Here is a 21730-nt window from a genome sequence, read left to right as displayed (position 1 = left end):
GGGGTAGGCAGTCCGGGCGGGGGCGGGGAGGGCGCCGCATTCGTCATGCGGCACCCGTTACCTCACTCCGCGGCCTCGGCCATGCCGTCGTCCTCGGCCTCTTCCATCGACCGAAGGTCGACGTTGAGACCCAGCGAGCGCATTTCCTTGACGAGCACGTTGAAGCTCTCCGGAATGCCGGCCTCGAACGTGTCGTCGCCCTTGACGATCGCCTCATAGACCTTGGTGCGGCCGACCACGTCGTCCGACTTCACCGTCAGCATTTCCTGGAGCGTGTACGCCGCGCCATACGCCTGGAGCGCCCAGACTTCCATTTCGCCGAAGCGCTGGCCGCCGAACTGCGCCTTGCCGCCCAGCGGCTGCTGGGTGACGAGCGAGTACGGCCCGATCGACCGGGCGTGGATCTTGTCGTCCACCAGGTGGTGCAGCTTGAGCATGTAGATGATGCCCACGGTCACCTTGCGGTCGAACTTGTCGCCCGTGCGGCCGTCGAACAGGTCCGACTGACCCGACGGATCGAGACCCGCCAGCTCCAGCATGTCGGACACGTCACGCTCGACCGCGCCGTCGAACACCGGCGTGCCCATCGGGACGCCCGGGGTCAGGTTCTGCGCCAGCTCGATGATCTCGCCCGCATCGCGCGAGTCGATGTCGTCGAGATAATGCTCGCCATAGACGGTGCGCAGACGATCCTTGACCGCGTCGGGCATCTCGCCCGCCTTGGCGTCCGGGTTCGCCTCCCGCCAGTCCTCCAGCGCGTGCTTGATCTGCTGACCGAGGCCACGCGCGGCCCAGCCGAGGTGCGTCTCGAAGATCTGCCCAACGTTCATGCGGCTCGGCACGCCCAGCGGGTTGAGCACGAGGTCGACCGGCGTCCCATCGGCGAGGAACGGCATGTCCTCCGCCGGCAGGATGCGGCTGATGACGCCCTTGTTGCCGTGACGGCCGGCCATCTTGTCGCCCGGCTGCAGCTTGCGCTTCACCGCGACGAAGACCTTGACCATCTTCAGCACGCCCGGCGGCAGCTCGTCGCCACGCTCCAGCTTCTCGCGGCGATCCTCGAACTTGTCGCGGATGCGCTTGGCGGCTTCGTCATACTGGCCCTTCACGGCCTCCAGGTTCGCCTGCACGGCATCGTCCTGGACCGCGAACTTCCACCAGTCATGGCGCTCGACCGAGTCGAGCACGTCCATGTCGATGGTCACGCCCTTCTTGACGCCCTTCGGTGCGCCGGTCGCGACCTGCCCCAGCAGCATCTCGCGCAGACGCGACCAGGTCGCGCGGTTGAGGATCGTGCGCTCGTCGTCCGAGTCCTTCTTCAGGCGCTCGATCTCCTCGCGCTCGATCGCCATCGCACGCTCGTCCTTGTCGATGCCGTGGCGATTGAAGACGCGGACGTCGACGATCGTACCGGCAACGCCCGGCGGCAGGCGCAGCGACGTGTCGCGCACGTCCGACGCCTTTTCACCGAAGATCGCGCGGAGCAGCTTCTCCTCGGGCGTCATCGGGCTCTCGCCCTTCGGCGTGATCTTGCCGACCAGGATGTCGCCCGGCTCCACTTCGGCGCCGACGTACACGATGCCCGCCTCGTCGAGGTTGCGCAGCGCTTCCTCGCCGACGTTCGGGATGTCGCGGGTGATGTCCTCCGGCCCGAGCTTCGTGTCGCGGGCCATCACCTCGAACTCGTCGATGTGGATCGACGTGAACACGTCGTCCTTCACGATCCGCTCGCTGATGAGGATCGAGTCCTCGTAGTTGTAGCCGTTCCAGGGCATGAACGCGACCAGCGCGTTGCGGCCCAGCGCCAGCTCGCCGAACTCGGTCGACGGGCCGTCGGCGATCACGTCACCGGCGTTGACCACGTCGCCCACCTTCACCAGCGGACGCTGGTTGATGCAGGTCGACTGGTTCGAACGCTGGAACTTCATCAGCGTGTAGATGTCGACGCCCGACTTCGCGGAGTCGATCTCGCCGGTCGCGCGGACGACGATACGCGCCGCGTCGACCTGATCGACGATGCCCGCCCGCTTGGCCGAGATCGCCGCGCCCGAATCGCGCGCCACGGTCTCTTCCATGCCGGTGCCGACGAACGGCGCCTCGGCGCGCACCAGCGGCACGGCCTGACGCTGCATGTTCGAGCCCATGAGCGCGCGGTTCGCGTCGTCGTTCTCCAGGAACGGGATCAGCGAGGCCGCGACCGACACGAGCTGCTTCGGCGACACGTCCATCAGCGTCACCGTTTCCGGCAGCGCCATCAGGAATTCGCCCGCCTGCCGAGCGGAGACCAGCTCCTCGGCGAACGAGCCGTCCTCGTTCAGCTCCGCCGACGCCTGCGCGACGGTGTGCTTCTGCTCTTCCATCGCCGACAGATAGACGACCTCGTTCGTCACCTTGCCGTCGACGATCTTGCGGTACGGCGTCTCGATGAAGCCGTACTTGTTGACGCGCGCGAAGGTCGACAGCGAGTTGATCAGACCGATGTTCGGGCCTTCCGGCGTCTCGATCGGGCAGATACGGCCATAGTGGGTCGGGTGGACGTCGCGCACCTCGAAGCCCGCGCGCTCACGCGTCAGGCCGCCCGGCCCGAGCGCCGAGACGCGACGCTTGTGCGTCACTTCGGAGAGCGGGTTGGTCTGGTCCATGAACTGCGACAGCTGCGACGAACCGAAGAACTCGCGCACCGCGGCGACCGCGGGCTTCGCGTTGATCAGGTCGTTCGGCATCACGGTCGAGACGTCGACCGAGGACATGCGCTCCTTCACGGCGCGCTCCATGCGGAGCAGGCCGACGCGATACTGGTTCTCCAGCAGCTCGCCCACCGAACGGACGCGGCGGTTGCCGAGATTGTCGATGTCGTCGATCTCGCCCTTGCCGTCCTTCAGGTCGACCAGCGTCTTGACGACCGCCAGGATGTCCTCGGTGCGCAGCGTCGTCACCGTGTCCTCGGCGTCGAGGTCGAGGCGCATGTTCAGCTTGACGCGACCCACCGCCGACAGGTCGTAGCGATCGGGATCGAAGAACAGGCCGGCGAACAGCGACTCCGCCGTCTCCAGCGTCGGCGGCTCGCCGGGGCGCATGACGCGGTAGATGTCGCTCAGCGCCTGCTCGCGCTCCTCGGCCTTGTCGGCCTTCAGCGTGTTGCGGATCCACGGACCCGTCGCGACATGATCGATGTCGAGCAGTTCGATCCGGTCGATGCCCGCCTGGTCGAGCTTCTCGAGATTGTCCGGGCCGATCTCGTCACCGGCCTCGACATAGATCTCGCCGGTGTTGTCGTTGATGAGGTCATAGGCGCTGTAGCGGCCGTAGATCTCCTCGGTCGGGATCAGCAGCGTCTCCAGACCGTCCTTGCCCGCCTTGTTGGCGGCGCGCGGCGTGATCTTGGTGCCGGCGGCGAAGATCACCTCGCCCGACTTGGCGTCGACGATGTCGAACGTCGGCTTCACGCCGCGCCAGTTCTCGGCCTGGAACGGGATCTGCCAGCCGCCTTCGCCGCGCACGAACGTCAGGCGGTTGTAGAAGTGGTTAAGGATCTCCTCGCCGTTCATCCCCAGCGCGTACAGCAGCGCGGTGACCGGCAGCTTGCGCTTGCGGTCGATACGGACGTTGACGATGTCCTTGGCGTCGAACTCGAAATCGAGCCACGAGCCGCGATACGGGATCACGCGCGCGGCGAAGAGGTACTTGCCCGACGCGTGGGTCTTGCCACGGTCATGGTCGAACAGCACGCCCGGCGAGCGGTGCATCTGCGACACGATGACGCGCTCGGTCCCGTTGATGAAGAAGGTGCCGTTCTCGGTCATGAGCGGCATGTCGCCCATGTACACGTCCTGCTCCTTGATATCGAGCACCGAACGGGTTTCCGTATCCGGATCCACCTCGAACACGATCAGGCGAAGCGTCACGCGCATCGGCGCGGCATAGGTGATGCCGCGCTGGCGGCATTCCTCGACGTCGAACTTCGGCGGCTCCAGCTCATAGTTGACGAAGTCCAGCTCGGCGGTGCCGGCGAAGTCGCGGATCGGGAACACGCTGCGCAGCGTCTTCTCCAGGCCCGAGACATAGCCGATCGACGGGTCGGAGCGCAGGAACTGTTCGTAGCTCTCGCGCTGGACCTCGATCAGGTTCGGCATCTGCACCACTTCGTGGATGTTGCCGAAAACCTTGCGGATACGACGCTTGCGCGTACCCGCCTTGTCGGTCCGCGCGGTGCCCGCGTCGATCGGATTGGTCGCCATAAAAGCTTGTGCCTCGTCAGCCGTTATTCACGAGCGCCAGCAACACTGAAAGGCCGCACGTCTGATCCCGAACAACGGGAGACGGCAGCCGGTCAGCGTCCTGTTTTCCAATGCCCCCATTCGTGCGACACGCTGCGCGACGGCGTGCCATATCCCGGAGCGGTGGAGATTGGCCGCGATATAGGATCATGGCGCACCAGCGTCAACCGCGACCCGAACGCGCCCGGTGGCGCTTGCCGACAGTAACCGGGTTGCGAGTGTCCAGGGGACGGTTGCCGAAAAATGGATGAATTGTAACTTAAGATGCTTGGGAGGGCAGTAATGCTCTGGTATCCAAGAAGAGCGTGCAGAACCGTGAAGGTCGTCGGTCGCACGAGTCCATAGTTTGCGTCAGCGGGTGTCGCGCTCCTTTGCGGGAAGCGTGCGGCTGTATTTGCTTGTCCGTCGCATCGTGCGGCGAGGAACGATGGTGCACGTCCAGTGCATGTCCAACGGGAGGGTAGAGCATGTCGAAGATGAGCATAAGCGCGGGCATCGCCGCGCTGGGTTTGATGATCGGTGCGCCGGCGCAGGCGGCCAAGCTGGAGCTGGGGCTGGCGATCGACGAGTCGGGCAGCATCACGTCTTCGGACTTCAACCTGCAGAAACAGGGTTATATCGCGGCATTGTCCGATCCGACGGTTCTGCCGCTCGACGGATCGGTCGCGATCGGCGTGGTCAAGTTCAGCTCGAACGTCGTCACCGTCTTCACGATGCAGGAGATCACGAGCGCCAATTTCGCGTCGCTGAAGGCGGCGCTCGCTGCGATGCAGCAGCGTGGCGGCGGCACGAACATCGGCGCCGCCATCACGACGCTGACCGATCAGATCTTCGGCAATGCGATCCAGTCCGACCGACAGGTCATCGACGTGTCGACGGACGGCGAGGATAATGGCGGCTCGCTGGCCTCGGCGCAGCAGGCGGCGCTGGCGAAGGGCCTGGACCAGATCAACTGCCTCGGGATCGGCGCGGGGGCGCGCTGCGCACCGGTGCAGGCGGGGGTCGGCTCGTTCTCGATCAACGCCAACTTCAACACGTTCGAGGACGCGCTGCGCCGGAAGATCAAGATCGAGGTGAGCGGCGGTGTGCCTGAGCCGGCGACCTGGGCGATGATGATCATGGGCTTCGGCGTCGTCGGTGCCGCGATGCGTCGCCGCCGTGTCGCGCTGCCGATCGCCCGTCAGGCCTGAGGGCGGACATGAAAAAGGGGCGGCACCCGGGTCGGGTGTCGCCCCTTTTCTGCTGGCGGCCGCGTCATCAGAGAGTGGAAGGTGAACGATGTCCCGCATCGTTCAGATTATGCCGGGGGCATGATCGGCCTTTCACTCCGATAACGTCGAACGAGCGGGCTTGGGCCGCTCGCCGGCCGGCCTTGCGGTCGAGCGGGCCTGGGCCCGCTCCACCGCTTCGGCTTACTTCAGCTCGACGGTCGCGCCGGCTTCTTCCAGCTGCTTCTTGACCTTCTCGGCCTCGTCCTTGCTCACGCCTTCCTTGACGGGCTTCGGCGCGCCTTCGACCAGCGCCTTGGCTTCGGTCAGGCCCAGGCCGGTGATCGCGCGGACTTCCTTGATGACGTTGATCTTCTTGCCACCGTCGCCGGTCAGGATCACGTCGAACTCGGTCTTCTCTTCAGCGGCCGGGGCGCCAGCGCCGCCGCCAGCTGCCGGAGCAGCCGCAACCGCCGCAGCGGCCGAAACGCCCCACTTCTCTTCGAGCAGCTTCGACAGCTCGGCCGCTTCCAGGACGGTCAGTTCGCTCAGCTGGTCAACCAGCGCGTTCAGGTCTGCCATGATCTTACTTCCTATCAAACGGGGACAGGTGCCCCATATTCCAACACATCAACAGGATGCTGCCCGAAATCAGGCCGCTTCCTTCTCCGAATAAGCTGCCAGCACGCGCGCGATCTGCGCGGCCGGGGCCTGGGTGATGGTCGCCAGCTTCGTGGCAGGCGCCACGATGAGGCCGACGATCTTCGCACGCAGCTCGTCCAGCGACGGCAGCGTGGCCAGTGCCTGCACGCCCGCCACGTCGAGCGGGGTCGCGCCCATCGCACCGCCGACGATCTCGAACTTGTCGGTCGTCTTGGCGAATTCGGCGGCAACCTTCGCGGCCGCGACCGGATCGGTCGAGGTCGCCAGGCCGACCGGACCGGTCAGCATGTCGCTGATCGAGCCATAGTCGGTGCCGTCGAGTGCGATCCTGGCAAGCTTGTTCTTCGAGACCTTGTAGGTCGCGCCGGCATCCCGCATCCGGTTGCGCAAGTCGGTCGACTGCGCCACCGTCATCCCGAGATTGCGGGTGACAACCACCACGCCGACCTCGGAGAAGGTACGGTTGAGCTCGGCGACGGCCGCGGTCTTCTGACTACGATCCATGCCATTCTCCACATTGGGAAGGGGCGTGCCGAAACACGCAAGCCCTTCCGGGTACGAACCTCCGGTCCTGCGGGTGCAGGGCCGGGGGCATTGTCCAGCGATGGGGAATGACCGGCTACCGGCCATGCTGATTCAGCATGACAAGGGTGGCGTCGATCCTGTCCCCGTCTCGGTGGGGAATTAAGGCCGCGAGGGGCCACCCACTGTCTCGGACGGTGTGCCGGGCAAGACCCGGCGACCGGGCGCTCTTAGCCGTTTCCGGTCACGCGTCAAGCCCTGGCGGTGATGTCATCGATCTGACGCGGATTTGTCGCGCGGATGTCGCCGATCCTTCACGCCCGTGCCTTTTGCCGCCGCCAATGACGACCGCGTAACCGCATCCGGGGAACGATCGTGAACAACCTTATCATCGGCAACGATTACGACGGTGACGTCGACGCCAATCCTTCGACCACGACCACGCTGGGCGAACTGGTCGAGCAGCGTTATTCGCGGCGTCAGATGATGGGCGGGATGAGCGCGATGACCACCGCCGCCTTCGGTGCCTCGCTCCTCGCGGGCTGCGGCGAGAGCGATGACAAGGCCGACGTCATCACCGTCACCGACGGCACGACCGTCCAGACGCAGGGCGGACGGGTCGTGACGCTGACGTCCAGCGCCACCGCCAACGCCGCGACGACCGCCTGGACGCAGGTCGGCGGCCCGACCGTCGCGCTCCAGACCAGCGGCAATTCGGTGAGCTTCGTCGCGCCGAACGTCACGACCACGACCAATATCGTGCTGCAGTTCACCGCCAGCAACGGCACCGGCAGCAGCAGCGAGCGCTCGACCGTCGTCGTCAGCCCCGCGACGCTGGCGTTCGCGGCGGTGGCCAAGAACAAGAACGACATCGTGACCGTGCCGTCGGGGTACACCGTGTCGGTGCTGTATCGCGCCGGCGACCCGATCGCCTCGGGCGTCGCCGCCTTCGCCAACGACGGAACCGACACCAATTACGCGCAGCGCGCGGGCGACAATCACGACGGCATGAGCTATTTCGGGCTCGCCGCCAGCGGCAACACGCCGGATGCGTCCAACAACACGCGCGGCCTGCTGGCGATCAACCACGAATATATCAATCCCGGTTACATGCACGTCGGCGCGCCGACGACCACGACCGACGCGAACGGCGTCGCGCGTCGTCCGGAGGCGGAGGTCCTCAAGGAGATCGAGGCGCACGGCGTGTCGGTGGTCGAGGTCGCCCGCGCGGGCAACACGGGCGCGTGGAGCTATGTCCCGAACAGCGCGCTCAACCGCCGCGTGACCCCCAATACGCCGGTCGCGTTCAGCGGTCCGGTGAAGGGCGACGCGATGCTGCGCACCGTCTATTCCAAGGACGGCACCACCGGGCGCGGCACGATCAACAATTGCGCGAACGGCGCGCTGCCGTGGGGCGATTACGCGACCTGCGAGGAGAATTGGGCGGGCTATTTCGCGCGCGCGTCGACCGATGCCTCGGTCCGGACCGCGACGGGCAATGCCAAGCAGGTGACGTCGCTGTCGCGCTACGGCGTCGGCACCAACAGCCGCTACGGCTGGCAGACGGTCGCCGCGACGGACCCCACCAGCACGATCTTCTCGCGCTGGAACGCCTCGGCGGTCGCGGCCAATGCGGCGGACGGCACCGCCGATTTCCGCAACGAGCCGTTCACCTTCGGCTGGGTGGTCGAGATCGACCCGTACAATCCGGCCTCGACCCCGCGCAAGCGCACCGCGCTGGGCCGCATGGCGCATGAAGGCGTGATGGCGGGCCGGATGGTCGCGGGCGTGAAGCCGGCCTTCTACATGGGCGACGACGGCCGCAACGAATATATCTACAAGTTCGTGTCGGCGACCGCCTGGTCGACGGCGGATGCGACCCCGACGGATCGTCTGGCGACCGGCGACAAGTATCTCGACACCGGCACGCTGTACGTGGCGAAGTTCAACGCCGACGGCACCGGCCAGTGGCTGCCCTTGGTGTTCGGGCAGAACGGGCTGGACGCGAACAACACGCGCTATCCCTTCGCCAGTCAGGCCGACGTGCTCGCCAACGCGCGCCTCGCCGGCGACGCGCTGGGCGCGACGCCGATGGATCGGCCGGAATGGACCGCGGTGAACCCGGTCAACGGCGAGATGTATTGCACGCTGACCAACAATTCGAATCGCCGCGGCGTGGCGTCGAGCAGCAGCCAGCGGTCGATCGATGCCGCCAATCCCCGGTCCTATGTCGACACGCGCACCGATGGTGGCACCAGCACGGGCAACGCAAACGGCCATGTCGTCCGGCTGCGCGAGGCGAACGACTCGACCGAATCGACCAGCTTCACCTGGGACGTCTATGCGTTCGGCGCACGTTCGACCGCCGACGCGAACAACGTCAATCTGTCGGGGCTGGACGATACCAACGACTTCTCCTCGCCGGACGGGCTGTGGTTCGGGCTGCCGACCAACGCGGGCGGGCAGGCGTCGCCGCTGCTGTTCGTGCAGACCGACGACGGTGCCTATACCGACGTCACCAACTGCATGATGCTGATCGGGATGCCCGGCCGCGTCGGGGACGGCACGACCAGGACCGTGACCAGTTCGTTCGGCGGCACCGCCACGGCGACCGCGCGCGTCGGTGCGGCGCCGGGCGCGAAGCTGAAGCGCTTCCTGGTCGGGCCGAAGGAGTGCGAGATCACCGGCATCACCTCGACCGCCGACGGCCGCTCGATCTTCATCAACGTCCAGCACCCGGGCGAGGACGGCGACTACGCCAACATCACCTCGCACTGGCCGCAGAGCCAGGCGACGGGCACCGGCACCGGCCGCCCGCGCGCGGCGACCGTGGTCATCACCAAGAACGACGGCGGCGTCGTCGGGCTGTAAGCGCGGCGTTCCGGTGTCGCTCCGCCCGCGAGGGTAGGGCGGTATCGGGCCGGAGACGAAAACGGCGACCGTGGCGCGGAGCCACGGTCGCCGTTTTCCAGGGAGCGTGATGCTATCGGGGGAAAGGGCCCGGTTCCTACCACCGATCGTCATGGCGAACGCAGCGAAGCAATCCAGGGCGTCCTGATCTCACCCCGGTGGCGTCGCCGCGCCCGCCATGACGAAAAGCGTTAGCGCCGCGGGCGCGGCCCACCGCGCGGCGCGCCGCCGCCGTGGCGACGCTGCGGCGGCGCACCGGCGTTGCGGATCGGGGCGGCATTCGCGGGCATCGGCTCGATACGGACGCCGCTCTCGTCCTCGCCGTCCGCATTGGCGGTGGCCTTCACCGCCGCCGCGAAGCGCGCCGCCAAGGCGCGCGGCACCTGGAACTGCGTTTCGGTCGCGCCGATGCGGATCGCGCCGATCTCCGCCTTGGTCACGTGGCCGCGACGGCACAGCAGCGGCAGCACCCAGCGCGGGTCGGCGTTCTGGCGGCGGCCGACGTTCATGTGGAACCACACCACGTCGTCGAAGCCGTCGCGATGCCCCTTCTGCTGACGCTCGGTCATCTCGCTGCGATCGGCGAGCTCCTCGGGGGCGGGCAGCGCGGCGCGCTGCGCGGCGACCAAGGCGGCCGCGATCTCCTCCGGCGTGCGCTGCGTCAGCAGTTCGGCGGCCAGCGCCTTGTCGTCGTCATCGACCTCGACCGGCGCGAGCAGCCGTTCCAGCAGCCGCTCGCGATCCTTGGCGCGGATCGCCTCGGCGCTCGGCACGTCGCCCCATTCGGCGGCGATGCGCGCGCCGCGCAGCATCATCTCGACACGACGACGGCGCGGATAGGGGACGATCAGCACCGCCGTTCCCTTCTTGCCGGCGCGCCCGGTGCGCCCCGACCGGTGCTGCAACACCTCGGCATCGCGCGGCATCTCGACGTGGATGACGAGGCTGAGCGTCGGCAGGTCGATCCCGCGCGCGGCGACGTCGGTCGCGACGCAGACGCGCGCGCGGCGATCACGCAGCGCCTGCAACGCATGGTTGCGCTCGTTCTGCGAATGCTCGCCCGACAGGGCGACCGCCGCGAAGCCGCGCTCGACCAGCCCGGCGTGCAGGTGGCGCACGTTGTCGCGGGTCGCGCAGAACAGGATCGCGGTTTCCGCCTCGTAGTAACGCAGCAGGTTGATGACCGCATGTTCGATCTCGGACGGCGCGACCGTGACCGCGCGATAGGTGATGTCACCGTGCCCGCGCTGCTCGCTGACCGTCGAGATACGCAGCGCGTCGCGCTGATACGCCTTGGCCAGCGCCACGATCGGGCGCGGCAGCGTCGCGGAGAACAACAGGGTGCGGCGCTCGGTCGGCGTCTGGTCGAGCAGCGCCTGGAGATCGTCGCGGAAGCCCATGTCGAGCATCTCGTCCGCCTCGTCGAGGACGGCGGCGCGGATCTTCGACAGGTTCAGCGCGCCGCGCTCGGCATGGTCGCGCAGGCGGCCCGGCGTGCCGACGACGATATGCGCGCCGTGGTTCAGCGCGCGGCGCTCGCGGCTGGCGTCCATGCCGCCGACGCAGGTCGCGATGCGCGCGCCGGCGTAGAGCCAGGTCAGTTCCTTGGCGACCTGCAACGCCAGTTCGCGCGTCGGTGCGATGACCAGCGCCAGCGGCGGACCGGCGGGGGGCAGGTTGCCGTCCTCGCCCAGCAATTGTTCGGCCATGGCGAGGCCGAAGGCGACGGTCTTGCCGGAGCCGGTCTGCGCGGAGACGAGCAGGTCGCGGCCATGCGCGACCTCGGCGGTCACCTCGGCCTGAACGGGGGTGAGCGTGGCATATCCACGCGTGGCGAGCGCGCTGGCGAGCGCGGGGGGGAGATTCGGGAAGTCCATGAAGAACCCTCCATGCGCCTTTCGCCAGACGATTGCCAGCGGGAACGCAGCCCGATCGTGTGACGTTTCCGCAAGGTCTTTATACTTCGGGATATTTCATATGACGCTCCCTGCCGATCCGGTGTGGTTCATCACCGGCTGCTCGACCGGGTTCGGGCGCGAGCTGGCGCGGCTGGTGCTGGCGCGCGGATGGCGCGCGGTGGTGACGGCACGCGACGCGGGCCGGGTGGCCGATCTTGCGGAGGGGCAGGGCGACCGCGCGCTGCCGCTGGCGCTCGACGTGACCGACCCCGCCGCGATCGCCGAAGCGGTCACGCGGGCGGAGGCGCAATTCGGGCGGGTCGACGTGCTCGTGAACAACGCCGGCTATGGCTATCAGTCGAGCATCGAGGAGGGCGAGGATGCCGAGATCCGCGCGCAGTTCGACGCCAATGTCTTCGGCCTGTTCGCGATGACGCGCGCCGTCCTGCCGGGGATGCGCGCGCGACGGCAGGGCGCGATCATCAACATCACCTCCGTCGCCGGTCTGATCGGCTTTCCGTCGTCGGGCTATTACGCGGCGTCGAAACATGCGGTGGAGGGTTTCTCCGACGCACTGGCCGCCGAGGTCGCCCCGCTGGGCATCGCCGTGACCTGCGTCGAGCCGGGACCGTTCCGCACCGACTGGGCGGGCCGCTCGCTACGCCAGACGGAGAGCCGCATCGCCGATTACGCCGACACCGCCGCCGCGCGCATGGCCGCGACGAAGGGCTATTCGGGCAACCAGCCCGGGGACCCGGTGCGCGCCGCCGAGGCGATGATCGCGGCGGTCGAGCAGGAGCGGCCGCCGCGCCATCTGGTGCTCGGCAAATGGGGCTTCGACCATGTGACCGAGCGGTTGCGCGCGCGGCTGTCGGAGATCGAGGGCGCGCGCGACGTGGCGCTGGGGGCGGACTATCCCACCGGGGGGTGAGCGCGGCCGTCGCGACCCTCACCTCGTCATGCCGGACATGTTCCGGCATCCACCGACCCGCAGACCCACCATCTGTTGATCGTGCGGAGCAGTGGACCTCGGAACATGTCCGCCCCGGACGCCACGACCGTTCGGATATACCCTACCAGCGATAATTGAAGCTGACGCTGATCCGCTCCGCTTTCGCCGCGCTGGTCATCACCTCGTGCCGCAGCCAGCTTTCCCAGAGGAACAGCGATCCGGCGCGCGGTTCGGCATAGACGAAGGTGCCGTCGCGCGGCGGCGCGGCCATCAGCATCGGCAGACGCGGATCTTCCAGCTTCAGCGCGCCCGACCCCTCCGGCACCGCGACATAGACGGTGCCGGACACGACGCTGTGCGGGTGGATGTGGCCGGAATGCGTGCCGCCCGGCTTCATGACGTTCACCCACAGGCTGTCGAGCTTCAGCTTGCGCCCGCCCAGATCGAAGCCCGCCTCCTTGGCGAAGGCGGCGACGTGTCGGTCGAGCGCCTTCTTCAGGTCGGCGAAGACCGGGTCGCGCAGCGGCAGGTCGTTCAGCGAGGCGTAGCTGGTATAGCCGCGATAGCCATGCGCCTTCGACCAGCGGCGGCCGGCGGTGTCGTCCTGCGCCAGTGCGCGGCACGATTCGTCGAGTTCGGCGAGCAGCGTGGCGTCGCCCAGATCGGCTTCGTAGAACAGGGTCGGGAACAGCTGGCGGATCGGCATCGGTCGTTGTCCGGGGCGGGAGAGGGCTTCCGCATGGCGGGCCGCCGCCCGTCAGGCAAGCGGATCAGCTCTTCAGGCGCCAGCCGGTGCGGAAGATCGTCACCACCGCCGCGAGGCACAGCGCCGCAAACCCGGCGGTCACGGCGATGCACAGGCCGAACGACACGTCGCTCACCCCGAAGAACGTCCAGCGGAAGCCGTTGATGAGGTACGCGATCGGGTTGAACAGCGTCACCGTCCGCCACGGTTCGGGCAGCACGTCGATCGAGTAGAAGGCGCCGCCAAGGAAGGTCAGCGGTGTGACGACCAGCAGCGGGATGATCTGCAATTGCTCGAACCCGTTCGCCCAGATGCCCAGGCAGAAGCCGAACAGCGAGAAGCTGGCCGCGACCAGCAGCAGGTACAGCACCATCGCCACCGGATGCGCGATGTGCAGGTCGACGAACAGATGCGCGGTCAGGAAGATCACGAACCCGATCACCATCGACTTGGTCGCCGCCGCGCCGACATAGCCCAGCACCGTCTCCACCGCCGACAGCGGGGCGGAGAGCAGCTCGTAGATCGTGCCCGTGAACTTGGGCATGTAGATGCCCAGGCTGGCGTTGAAGATGCTTTCGGAAAAGATCGTCAGCAGCATCAGCCCCGGCACGATGAATGCGCCGTAACTGACCCCGTCGACGCCGCGCATCTGCGACCCGATCGCCGCGCCGAACACGATGAAATAGAGCGTGGTGGTGATGACGGGCGTCGCGAGGCTGGTCCAGATCGTCCGCCCGAACCGCGCCATCTCGAACCGGTACAGCGCCCAGATGCCATGCAGGTTCATGCGCGTTCCCCGACCAGATCGACGAAAATGTCTTCAAGGCTCGACTTGCGCGTCTCCAGATCCCGGAACGCGATCTGTTCCTGCGCCAGCCGCTCCAGCAGCCGCGGGATGCCGGTGTCCTCCGCCTTGGCATCGAACACGTAGCGCAGCGTGTGGCCCTCGTTCTCCAGCGTCAGCGGCCAGTCCGACAGCGCGGGCGGCACCGCGTCCAGCGGCTCGACCAGTGTCAGGTCCATCTGTCGCTTGCCGAGCTTGGCCATCAGCGCGTTCTTCTCCTCGACCAGCAGCAGCTTGCCGCCGGTGATGACCCCGACCCGATCGGCCATTTCCTCGGCTTCCTCGATGTAATGCGTGGTCAGGATGATTGTCGCGCCGTCGGCGCGCAGACGATGCACCAGCTTCCACATGTCGCGGCGCAGCGCGACGTCGACCCCGGCGGTCGGTTCGTCCAGGAACAGGATATCGGGTTCGTGCGCCAGCGCCTTGGCGATCAGCACGCGGCGCTTCATCCCGCCCGACAGATCCTTGATCCGGGCGTGGCGCTTATCCCAGAGCGACAGGTCGCGCAGCACCTGTTCGATATAGACGGAATGGCCCGAGCGTCCGAACAGCCGCCGTGAGAAGGTGACCGTGGCCAGCACCGTTTCGAACTGGTCGGTCGCCAGTTCCTGCGGCACCAGCCCGATCGCGCGGCGTGCCGCCTTGTAATCGCGCACCACGTCGTGCCCGGCCACCGTCACCGAGCCTGAGGAGGGGGTGACAATGCCGCAGATGATGCTGATCAGGGTGGTCTTTCCCGCCCCGTTCGGACCGAGCAGGGCGAAGATCTCGCCCCGATTGACGGTCAGATCGACGGTGCCGAGCGCGGTCGGACCATTCCTGTAGGTCTTTGACACACCCGCGACGGTCAGGATCGGTTCCGGCATTCGCCCCCCTTCACATGCTGTCATGCGCTACGTTGCGGCGCGCGCGTGGTTCCGTGACCGGATCGATGCGGCGATGGCGGTCGGGCGCACGAAAGTCTATGAAAAGATGGCGGGACCGGAAGCGGGAGGATCGGAATGACGGAGCGGGCGGCGAGGCTCGGATCGGGCCAGGGGGCGGCGACGGCGATTTTGCCGGTCGTCGTGGTCGGATCGGCCGCGATGGCCGCGCGCACGTCGCTCGCCGCCGCCTATCCGTTGGCGGCGCTGCTGCTGTTCCTCTGGATCGTCGCCGACACGACGATGCTGGCGTTGCTCGCCCGGGCGTCCGGGAAACCCGGGTGGCGGCCGGTGCTGGGGGTGCTGGCGGGGGCGAGCCTGACGGTCGCGGTCAGCAGTCCGCCGCCGCTGCGCGCCGCGTTGCTGGCGATGCCGTGGCTCATCGTGGGCATGGCGGGGCTGGTGCTGGCGCATGTCGGTGTCGCGGCGCGGCAGGCGGGACGCGTCTGGCGTGCGCCCATGGCCGGTCTGCGCGAGCGATGGGAGCGGATCGCCGCGACGCTGCTGCCGCCCGCGCTGCTGCGATTGGCGACGGCGGAGTTGACGGTGCTGCACATGGCGTTGTTCCGCTGGGGCGGGGCGGGGGACGTGCCGGCGGAGGCGCGCGCCTTCGCCTATCACCGCCATCTCGCGCCGATGTGCGCGGCGCTGCTGATCCTGTCGGTGATCGAGATGACGGTCTACCACCTGCTGCTGAGTCACTGGAGCCGGACGGGCGCGATCGTGATGTTCGTGCTGAGCGACCTTGGCTTCGTCTACCTGCTGGGCTTCATCAAGTCGTTCCGCTTCCGCCCGATCCTGTTGACCCCGGACGGCGTGCGGGTGCGCGCCGGGTTCCTGATCGACCGCCTGGTGCCGCTGGAGGCGATCGCCGGGGTGGACGGCGATGTGCGCGGGGAGGAGGTGCGGGCGACTACGACGCTGAATGCGGCGCTGCTGGCATGGCCGAACGTGATGCTGCGGCTCCACCAGCCGCTATCGCGCGCTTCGCTGCTGCGCCGCAAGCCGGCCGTCGAGCGCGTTGCGTTCCGGCTCGACGACCCCGAGCCGTTCGTGCGGATGCTGCGCTGGCGACTGGGGCAGGGGAACTGAGGCGATCGGTTAGATCGACCTCACGACGCCCGCGCCTTCGCCACCGCCTCCTGCAGGCGATCAAGCGGGAGTGCGCCGGACAGCAGCTGATCGCCGACCACCCACGCCGGGGTGCCGGTCACGCCCAGCTTCGCGGCGGTTTCGAGATTGTCGCGGATCACCGCATCGATATCGGCGGGCGCCTTCGCCAGATCGACGCCGCTGGCGCGCGCCGCCTGCGCGATCGTCGCGTCGCTGACCGGGCCGGCGGCGTAGAGCGCGTCATGGAACGCCTTGAACCTGCCCTGTGCGGCGGCAGTCAGCGAGGCGCGGGCGGCGGTGCGGCTGCTGTCGGCCAGCACCGGCAGTTCCTTGAACACGACCCGCAGGTTCTTGTCGGCGGCGACCAGCTTCTCGATCGTCGGCAGGCTGGCGCGGCAGAAGCCGCAATTATAGTCGTAATATTCGACCAGCGTCACATCGCCCTTCGGATTGCCGATCCAGGCATTGCCGTACGGCTCCTCGATCTTGCCGCGATTGGCGGCGACCGCCTTGCCGGACTCCCGCTGTTGCAGTTTTTCAATTGCTTCGGGGATCAGGTCGGGATGCGCGAGCACATAGTCGCGCACGATCCGCCCGACCCGCGCCTCGTCCATCGCCCCCGGTGCGGCACGATCCGCCAACCACATGCCGCCGGCCCCGAACAACAGGCCGATCGCGACCAGCCCCAACACCATCAACCGGTTCAACGCCGTCTCTTCTTTCCGTTCTTGTCGACCTCGTTCTGGGCGGTCATCGCGATATCCTGTGCGCGGATCCAGTCGGGCGTGTTCTTGGGGATGCCGGCCATCGCATAGCGTGCGCGGTCGACGGCGGTGCGGTCGTCGCCCATCATGCTGGCGCGCTCCGCACTGGCGAGCGCGGCGCGCGCCTCGTCGCCGGTCAGTTCATAGACGGTGCCGAGCTGGAACCACGCGAACGGATTCTCGTCGTCCCTTGCCACGGCGGTGCGCAGCACACGCTTGGCCTCGTCGTAGTTTTTCGGATCCTCGGTCGCGATCAGCGCATGGCCATAGGTGGTGGCGATCAGCGGGTTGGAGCGCGAGCCCTCGGTGGCGCGCTTCAGCGGCGCAAGCGCCAGCTTCGGCTTGCCCGCTTCCAGCAGGATCTGGCCCATGATCTCCTGAAAATACGGATCGTTCGGCTCGCTGGCGACCAGCGCCTCGGCCTCGGCATCCGCTTTCTCCGGATAGCCGGCGCGGTGATAGGCATAAGCGCGCGCGTAATGCGCATAGAGCGACTGGTCGCTGTCGGGATACTTCTGCAATGCCTGCGGCGGCGGCATCAGATAGCCGTCGAGCTTGGCGCGGACACGCAGGAAACGCTCCTGCAAGCGCGGATCGGCGGGCTTGTTCCACGCCTTCGATGCCTGGACATCGGCGGTCAGCGTCTGGACGCGGGTGCCCGACAGCGGGTGCGATTGCATGAAGGGGTCGATGTTCTTCGTGCCATAGCGATATTCCTGCTGTTGCAGCTTCTTGAAGAACTCCAGCATCCCCTTGCCGGTGATCCCGGCGGTGTCGAGATAGCGGACCGCCGAGGCGTCGGCCGTCGCCTCCTGCACGCGGCTGAAGGCGAGGAACTTGCCCATCGCCACCTGCTGTCCGGCCGCGAGGATGCCGGCGCCGGCCTCTCCGCCGCCCGCCGCCATCGCCGCCAGCCCGAGGACCATCGACAGCAGGTAGACGCCCATCGCCGGCTTTTGCGCCTGCGCGCCGGTAATGACATGGCCATCGGCGATATGCCCCAACTCGTGCGCGATCACGCCTTGCACCTGATTGGCGCTGTCGGCCTGCTGGAGCAGTCCGGTGTGGATATAGACGGTCTGGCCCCCCGCGACGAACGCGTTGATCGAATCGTCGTTGACCAGCGCGAACGACACGTCGGTCGGGCGCAGTCCCGCCGCCGTCACCAGCGGCGCCGACATGTCGTGGAGCAATGCCTCGGTTTCGGCATCGCGCAGCAACGACTGCGCCTGGGCGGGTTGCGCGATCAGCAGGATCGCGCCCGTGACGGCGGCGACGATGCGGTTCAGCCTACGCATCGCGCCGCCGGATCATGAGGAGGAATACCGGCATCGGCCGGGCCTGTGCGCCGGTTCCGCTGAACCGCCGCTGAAGGCCCGGCCGTGCGCGTCACGCGCCGAAGGTGCGCTGCCACCAGCCGCGACGCGGCTGCGCGGCGGCGTCGTCGGTCGCCCCGGTCGCGACCGGAGCTTCCGGCGCCTCCTCGGCGGCCGTCTCCGGCGCGGCGGCCGCGGCGGCCGCGGCGTCCGCGACCGGCTCGGCGACCTTCTTCTTGCGGGTCCGCTTCGGCTTGGCCGGCGCTTCCTCCGCGACGGGCGCGGGGAGCGCATCGGCGACCGGAGCGGCGTCGGCAGCCTCGGCCACCGTCGCGTCCGCCTTCTTGCGACGCGTGCGCTTCGGCTTGGCCGGCGCCTCCTCCGCAGCCGGTTCGACCGGCGTGGGCGCTTCCTCGACGACCGGGGTCGCGGCGGCAGCCGCGCGACCGCGCTTGCGGGCCGGGGCCGGTGCCTGTTCGGCGGCGACGCGCGCCCGCGGGCGCCGACGCGTCTTCGGGGCAGCCTCTTCCGCGACCGGCTCCTCCGCCACGGCCGGTTCGGCCTCGACGTCCGCTTCCACCTCTGCCTCGGCAGCGGCGGGGGCCTCCTCGACGGCGCTCTCGGTCACGGCTCCATCGGCAGCAGCCCGATCGCCCTCGCGACGACGACCGCGACGACCGCGACGACGACGACGGCCGCCCTCGCGCTCGGCGTCCTCGCTGTCGCCGGCGTCACCCTCTCCCCCGAAAGTCGTCTCGACCGGCTCGTCCTCGTCCGCCTCGGCGGCAACGGCGTCTTCGGCACCCGTCTCGGCCTCACCGCCCTCGACACGATCGCGACCGCGACGGCCGCGACGACGACGCCGGCGCCGCCCGTTGCGCCCGCCTTCGCCCTCGGAAGCCGGAGCCGCCTCGACGGTCTCCTCCTCTTCCTTCAGCTCTTCCTCTTCCTCGTCGACCTCGTCCTCGACCAGGTCGTCGAGATCGTCCTCGACGATCGGGCGCGAGAACTTCGGCGGATGCGCGGGCGGCGGGCCGGATGCCTCGACCGACATGCGCGCGCCTTCCTCTTCGCCGTCCGGGATGATCTCGACGGTCACGCCGTAGCGGTCCTCGATCTCGGCGATGTCCGACCGCTTGCGGTTAAGGACGTACACCGCCGCCTCGTTGCTGCACCGGAGCGTCAGGATCGAGCCGCGACCGCGCGCCGCCTCATCCTCCAGCAGCCGCAGCGCCGACAGGCCCGACGACGAGGCGGTGCGGACGAAGCCGGTGCCCTCGCAATGCGGGCACGGGCGGGTCGATGCCTCGAGAACGCCGGTGCGCAGTCGCTGGCGGCTCATCTCCATCAGGCCAAAGCCCGAGATACGGCCGACCTGGATGCGCGCGCGATCGTTCTTCAGCGCCTCCTTCATCGCCTTCTCGACCTTACGGACGTTCGATCCGTTATCCATGTCGATGAAGTCGATGACGACCAGACCCGCCATGTCGCGAAGCCGGAGCTGACGCGCGATTTCCTGCGCCGCTTCCAGATTGGTCGCGGTGGCGGTCTGCTCGATATTGTGCTCGCGGGTCGAGCGTCCCGAGTTGATGTCGATCGACACCAGCGCCTCGGTCGGGTTGATGACCAGATAGCCGCCCGACTTCAGCTGGACGACCGGGTGGTACATCGCGGCAAGCTGATCCTCGACGCCCGCGCGCTGGTACAGCGGCACCGGGTCGCTGTAATGCTTCACCTTCTTGGCGTGCGTCGGCATCAGCAGCCGCATGAATTCGCGCGCCTGGCGATAGCCGTCGTCGCCCTCGACGATGACTTCGTCGATGTCCTTGTTGTAGATGTCGCGGATCGCGCGCTTCATCAGGTCGCTGTCGCCATAGACCAGCGCCGGCGCGCTCGACGTCAGCGTCTTTTCGCGTATCTCGTCCCACAGGCGGGCGAGATAGTCGAAATCGCGCTTGATCTCGGTCTTGGTGCGCTGAAGCCCCGCGGTGCGGACGATGCAGCCCATCGACGCCGGAAGCTGGAGATCGGCCATGATCGTCTTCAGCCGCTTGCGATCGGCGGCGTTGCTGATCTTCCGGCTGATCCCGCCGCCGTGCGACGTGTTGGGCATCAGCACGCAGTAACGGCCCGCCAGCGACAGATAGGTCGTCAGCGCGGCGCCCTTGTTGCCGCGCTCTTCCTTGACGACCTGCACCAGCAGCACCTGGCGGCGATGGATGACGTCCTGGATCTTGTAGCGACGGCGCAGGTTCATGCGGCGCTGGCGCAGCGCCTCGACCTGATCGTCGTTGCCGCCCGACCGGCCACGGCGTGGCGCGGGGGCGTCGCCCTCGGCAGTCTCGTCATGCTCGCCATCGTCATGATGGTCGTCGTCGTGATCGGCGTCGTCGTCGAAATCGCCGTCATCGAGCGCGTCCTGCTCGGCACGCAGCGCGGCCTCCTCGGCGGCGTGCTCTGCCTCTTCACGCAGCAGCGCGTCGCGATCCTCCTTGGGGATCTGGTAATAATCCGGGTGGATTTCGCTGAACGCCAGGAAGCCGTGGCGATTGCCGCCGTAATCGACGAACGCGGCCTGCAGCGACGGCTCGACGCGCGTCACCTTGGCGAGATAGATGTTGCCCTTGAGCTGCTTGCGCTCGGCACTTTCGAAATCGAATTCCTCGATCCGGTTACCCTTGACGACGGCCACGCGGGTTTCTTCCCGGTGGCGTGCGTCGATCAGCATACGCGTGGTCATTGAAAACTCTCCGCGCGCCGCCCTCCGCCAGTGGGGAAGGGGCGCGATGATAAGGCGCGGCCGACCGCCCGATGGGGTCGGCGGCGCGGATGATGATGATGTCTGCTGCGGTTCGCGATGCCGCCCGCTCCACCGAGCGGGACTGGCCGACCGCGATCGTGCCGCCGCCGGCACGAGCCGGGCGGAACAGCGATCGGGCGGAATGCGGCATTGCGAGCGTCAACCTGATGACCCCGGAGCCGGCATGTCGCCGGTCGGGCAGTGGCACCGGAGCTGCGTCGCGCGACCTTCGCGCAACATTCCGGTCATCGCGTGACGTAGCATTGCATTGCCCGCTCTTCAACAGGCTCGTTTTTCTTGTCGAATGTCGTTAACCACCCGCACACGCAACGCACGCTAACGCCACGACGCACGAACATAACGCACGCGGGAAGGAGCGATGGGGGCACGAGGAACGACACGACGCGCACGATGCGCCGCGCTGGCGATCGGCCTGACGCTGACGATCGCGACGGCAGCCGGGGCGGTCGGGCCGCAGCTTGACTTTCTGCCGTGGAAGTCGCGCGGGGATGCGCCGCCGCGCAAGGTGACGGTGCCGGTGCCACCCCCTGCGCGCGGGGTGCGCCTGCCCCGGATCGCGGGGCCGGCGGGGCGACCGCTGGTGGTGATCGATGCCGGGCATGGCGGTAACGATCCGGGCGCGATCAACCCCGCGACCGGACTGCGCGAGAAGGACGTGACGCTGAAGATCGCGCGCGCGATCCGCGACGCGCTGATCGAGGGCGGGCGGGCGCGGGTGGGGCTGAACCGCGACGACGATCGCTTCATCATGCTGCGCGAGCGGTTCGGGAT

Annotated in this window: 15 protein-coding genes; 5 read left to right on the top strand and 10 right to left on the bottom strand. The window is 67.9% G+C overall.

Translation table 11 applies throughout. The features are described 5' to 3' along the window. Positions 1 to 62 precede the first annotated feature (62 nt). Entirely contained in the window at positions 63 to 4238 is a 4176-nt protein-coding gene (gene rpoB, locus NS334_RS12975) for a DNA-directed RNA polymerase subunit beta (RefSeq protein ID WP_058756380.1), read from the bottom strand. A gap of 506 nt (positions 4239 to 4744) precedes the next feature. Here rpoB and NS334_RS19130 point away from each other — a divergent pair. Further along, positions 4745 to 5467, top strand: a complete 723-nt coding sequence (locus tag NS334_RS19130; RefSeq protein WP_058756379.1) for a DUF1194 domain-containing protein — start codon at positions 4745 to 4747, stop codon at positions 5465 to 5467. Between the two features lie 222 nt (positions 5468 to 5689). Here NS334_RS19130 and rplL read toward each other — a convergent pair whose 3' ends face one another. Continuing rightward, positions 5690 to 6067 (bottom strand): 50S ribosomal protein L7/L12, encoded by a 378-nt coding sequence (rplL, locus tag NS334_RS12965; protein WP_058756378.1) that lies wholly within the window; start codon positions 6065 to 6067, stop codon positions 5690 to 5692. 69 nt (positions 6068 to 6136) lie between these two features. Then, positions 6137 to 6652, bottom strand: a complete 516-nt coding sequence (rplJ, locus tag NS334_RS12960) for a 50S ribosomal protein L10 (RefSeq protein ID WP_058756377.1) — start codon at positions 6650 to 6652, stop codon at positions 6137 to 6139. A 390-nt stretch (positions 6653 to 7042) separates the two neighbouring features. Between rplJ and NS334_RS12955 the strand changes: the two genes are divergently transcribed. Then, a complete protein-coding gene (locus NS334_RS12955; protein WP_058756376.1) occupies positions 7043 to 9541 on the top strand; it encodes a PhoX family protein in 2499 nt (832 codons plus the stop codon). A gap of 230 nt (positions 9542 to 9771) precedes the next feature. Here the strand turns inward: NS334_RS12955 and NS334_RS12950 are convergent, their stop codons facing one another. Continuing rightward, complete coding sequence (locus NS334_RS12950) at positions 9772 to 11457, bottom strand: DEAD/DEAH box helicase (RefSeq protein ID WP_058756375.1); 1686 nt, start codon at positions 11455 to 11457, stop codon at positions 9772 to 9774. 100 nt (positions 11458 to 11557) lie between these two features. Between NS334_RS12950 and NS334_RS12945 the strand changes: the two genes are divergently transcribed. Beyond that, the gene (locus NS334_RS12945) at positions 11558 to 12409 is read left to right on the top strand and encodes an oxidoreductase (RefSeq protein ID WP_058756374.1); all 852 of its coding nucleotides are present in this window, start codon (positions 11558 to 11560) and stop codon (positions 12407 to 12409) included. Between the two features lie 142 nt (positions 12410 to 12551). Here NS334_RS12945 and NS334_RS12940 read toward each other — a convergent pair whose 3' ends face one another. From NS334_RS12940 to NS334_RS12930, 3 genes are all read right to left on the bottom strand, one after another. After that, complete coding sequence (locus tag NS334_RS12940; RefSeq protein WP_058756373.1) at positions 12552 to 13136, bottom strand: TIGR02466 family protein; 585 nt, start codon at positions 13134 to 13136, stop codon at positions 12552 to 12554. Between the two features lie 64 nt (positions 13137 to 13200). Further along, complete coding sequence (locus NS334_RS12935) at positions 13201 to 13962, bottom strand: ABC transporter permease (protein ID WP_058756372.1); 762 nt, start codon at positions 13960 to 13962, stop codon at positions 13201 to 13203. Next, positions 13959 to 14888, bottom strand: coding sequence for an ABC transporter ATP-binding protein (locus NS334_RS12930; protein ID WP_058756371.1), 930 nt, complete (start codon positions 14886 to 14888; stop codon positions 13959 to 13961). Before NS334_RS12930 ends, NS334_RS12935 begins: the two co-directional genes overlap by 4 nt. A gap of 135 nt (positions 14889 to 15023) precedes the next feature. Here NS334_RS12930 and NS334_RS12925 point away from each other — a divergent pair, with 135 nt between their 5' ends. Next, positions 15024 to 16037, top strand: coding sequence for a hypothetical protein (locus NS334_RS12925; protein ID WP_058756370.1), 1014 nt, complete (start codon positions 15024 to 15026; stop codon positions 16035 to 16037). A 20-nt stretch (positions 16038 to 16057) separates the two neighbouring features. Here NS334_RS12925 and NS334_RS12920 read toward each other — a convergent pair whose 3' ends face one another. The 3 genes from NS334_RS12920 to NS334_RS12910 form a co-directional block, all read right to left on the bottom strand. After that, complete coding sequence (locus NS334_RS12920; RefSeq protein ID WP_241491943.1) at positions 16058 to 16765, bottom strand: DsbA family protein; 708 nt, start codon at positions 16763 to 16765, stop codon at positions 16058 to 16060. Then, entirely contained in the window at positions 16762 to 18120 is a 1359-nt protein-coding gene (locus NS334_RS12915) for a M48 family metalloprotease (protein WP_193753095.1), read from the bottom strand. The genes NS334_RS12920 and NS334_RS12915 overlap by 4 nt, the downstream gene beginning before the upstream one ends. Positions 18121 to 18211: 91 nt before the next feature. After that, positions 18212 to 20866, bottom strand: coding sequence for an Rne/Rng family ribonuclease (locus NS334_RS12910; RefSeq protein WP_058756397.1), 2655 nt, complete (start codon positions 20864 to 20866; stop codon positions 18212 to 18214). Positions 20867 to 21317: 451 nt separating this feature from the next. Between NS334_RS12910 and NS334_RS12905 the strand changes: the two genes are divergently transcribed. Then, positions 21318 to 21730 (top strand): N-acetylmuramoyl-L-alanine amidase family protein (locus tag NS334_RS12905; protein WP_193753094.1); only part of this gene is annotated, 413 nt, incomplete at its 3' end.

The sequence above is a fragment of the Sphingomonas endophytica genome (assembly GCF_001476895.1).
Taxonomy (GTDB): domain Bacteria; phylum Pseudomonadota; class Alphaproteobacteria; order Sphingomonadales; family Sphingomonadaceae; genus Sphingomonas; species Sphingomonas endophytica_A.
The sequence above is the reverse complement of the archived record's forward strand: the minus strand, read 5'-3'. Positions and strand labels throughout refer to the sequence as shown.

What these genes read in the sequence shown, in the direction of transcription:
- NS334_RS12940 (WP_058756373.1), bottom strand. Translation starts at nt 13,136, where the DNA reads ATGCCGATCCGCCAGCTGTTCCCGACCCTGTTCTACGAAGCCGATCTG.
- NS334_RS12910 (WP_058756397.1), bottom strand. Translation starts at nt 20,866, where the DNA reads ATGCTGATCGACGCACGCCACCGGGAAGAAACCCGCGTGGCCGTCGTC.
- NS334_RS12935 (WP_058756372.1), bottom strand. Translation starts at nt 13,962, where the DNA reads ATGAACCTGCATGGCATCTGGGCGCTGTACCGGTTCGAGATGGCGCGG.
- rplL (WP_058756378.1), bottom strand. Translation starts at nt 6,067, where the DNA reads ATGGCAGACCTGAACGCGCTGGTTGACCAGCTGAGCGAACTGACCGTC.
- rpoB (WP_058756380.1), bottom strand. Translation starts at nt 4,238, where the DNA reads ATGGCGACCAATCCGATCGACGCGGGCACCGCGCGGACCGACAAGGCG.
- NS334_RS12915 (WP_193753095.1), bottom strand. Translation starts at nt 18,120, where the DNA reads ATGCGTAGGCTGAACCGCATCGTCGCCGCCGTCACGGGCGCGATCCTG.
- rplJ (WP_058756377.1), bottom strand. Translation starts at nt 6,652, where the DNA reads ATGGATCGTAGTCAGAAGACCGCGGCCGTCGCCGAGCTCAACCGTACC.
- NS334_RS12925 (WP_058756370.1), top strand. Translation starts at nt 15,024, where the DNA reads ATGACGGAGCGGGCGGCGAGGCTCGGATCGGGCCAGGGGGCGGCGACG.
- NS334_RS12930 (WP_058756371.1), bottom strand. Translation starts at nt 14,888, where the DNA reads ATGCCGGAACCGATCCTGACCGTCGCGGGTGTGTCAAAGACCTACAGG.
- NS334_RS12945 (WP_058756374.1), top strand. Translation starts at nt 11,558, where the DNA reads ATGACGCTCCCTGCCGATCCGGTGTGGTTCATCACCGGCTGCTCGACC.
- NS334_RS12950 (WP_058756375.1), bottom strand. Translation starts at nt 11,457, where the DNA reads ATGGACTTCCCGAATCTCCCCCCCGCGCTCGCCAGCGCGCTCGCCACG.
- NS334_RS19130 (WP_058756379.1), top strand. Translation starts at nt 4,745, where the DNA reads ATGTCGAAGATGAGCATAAGCGCGGGCATCGCCGCGCTGGGTTTGATG.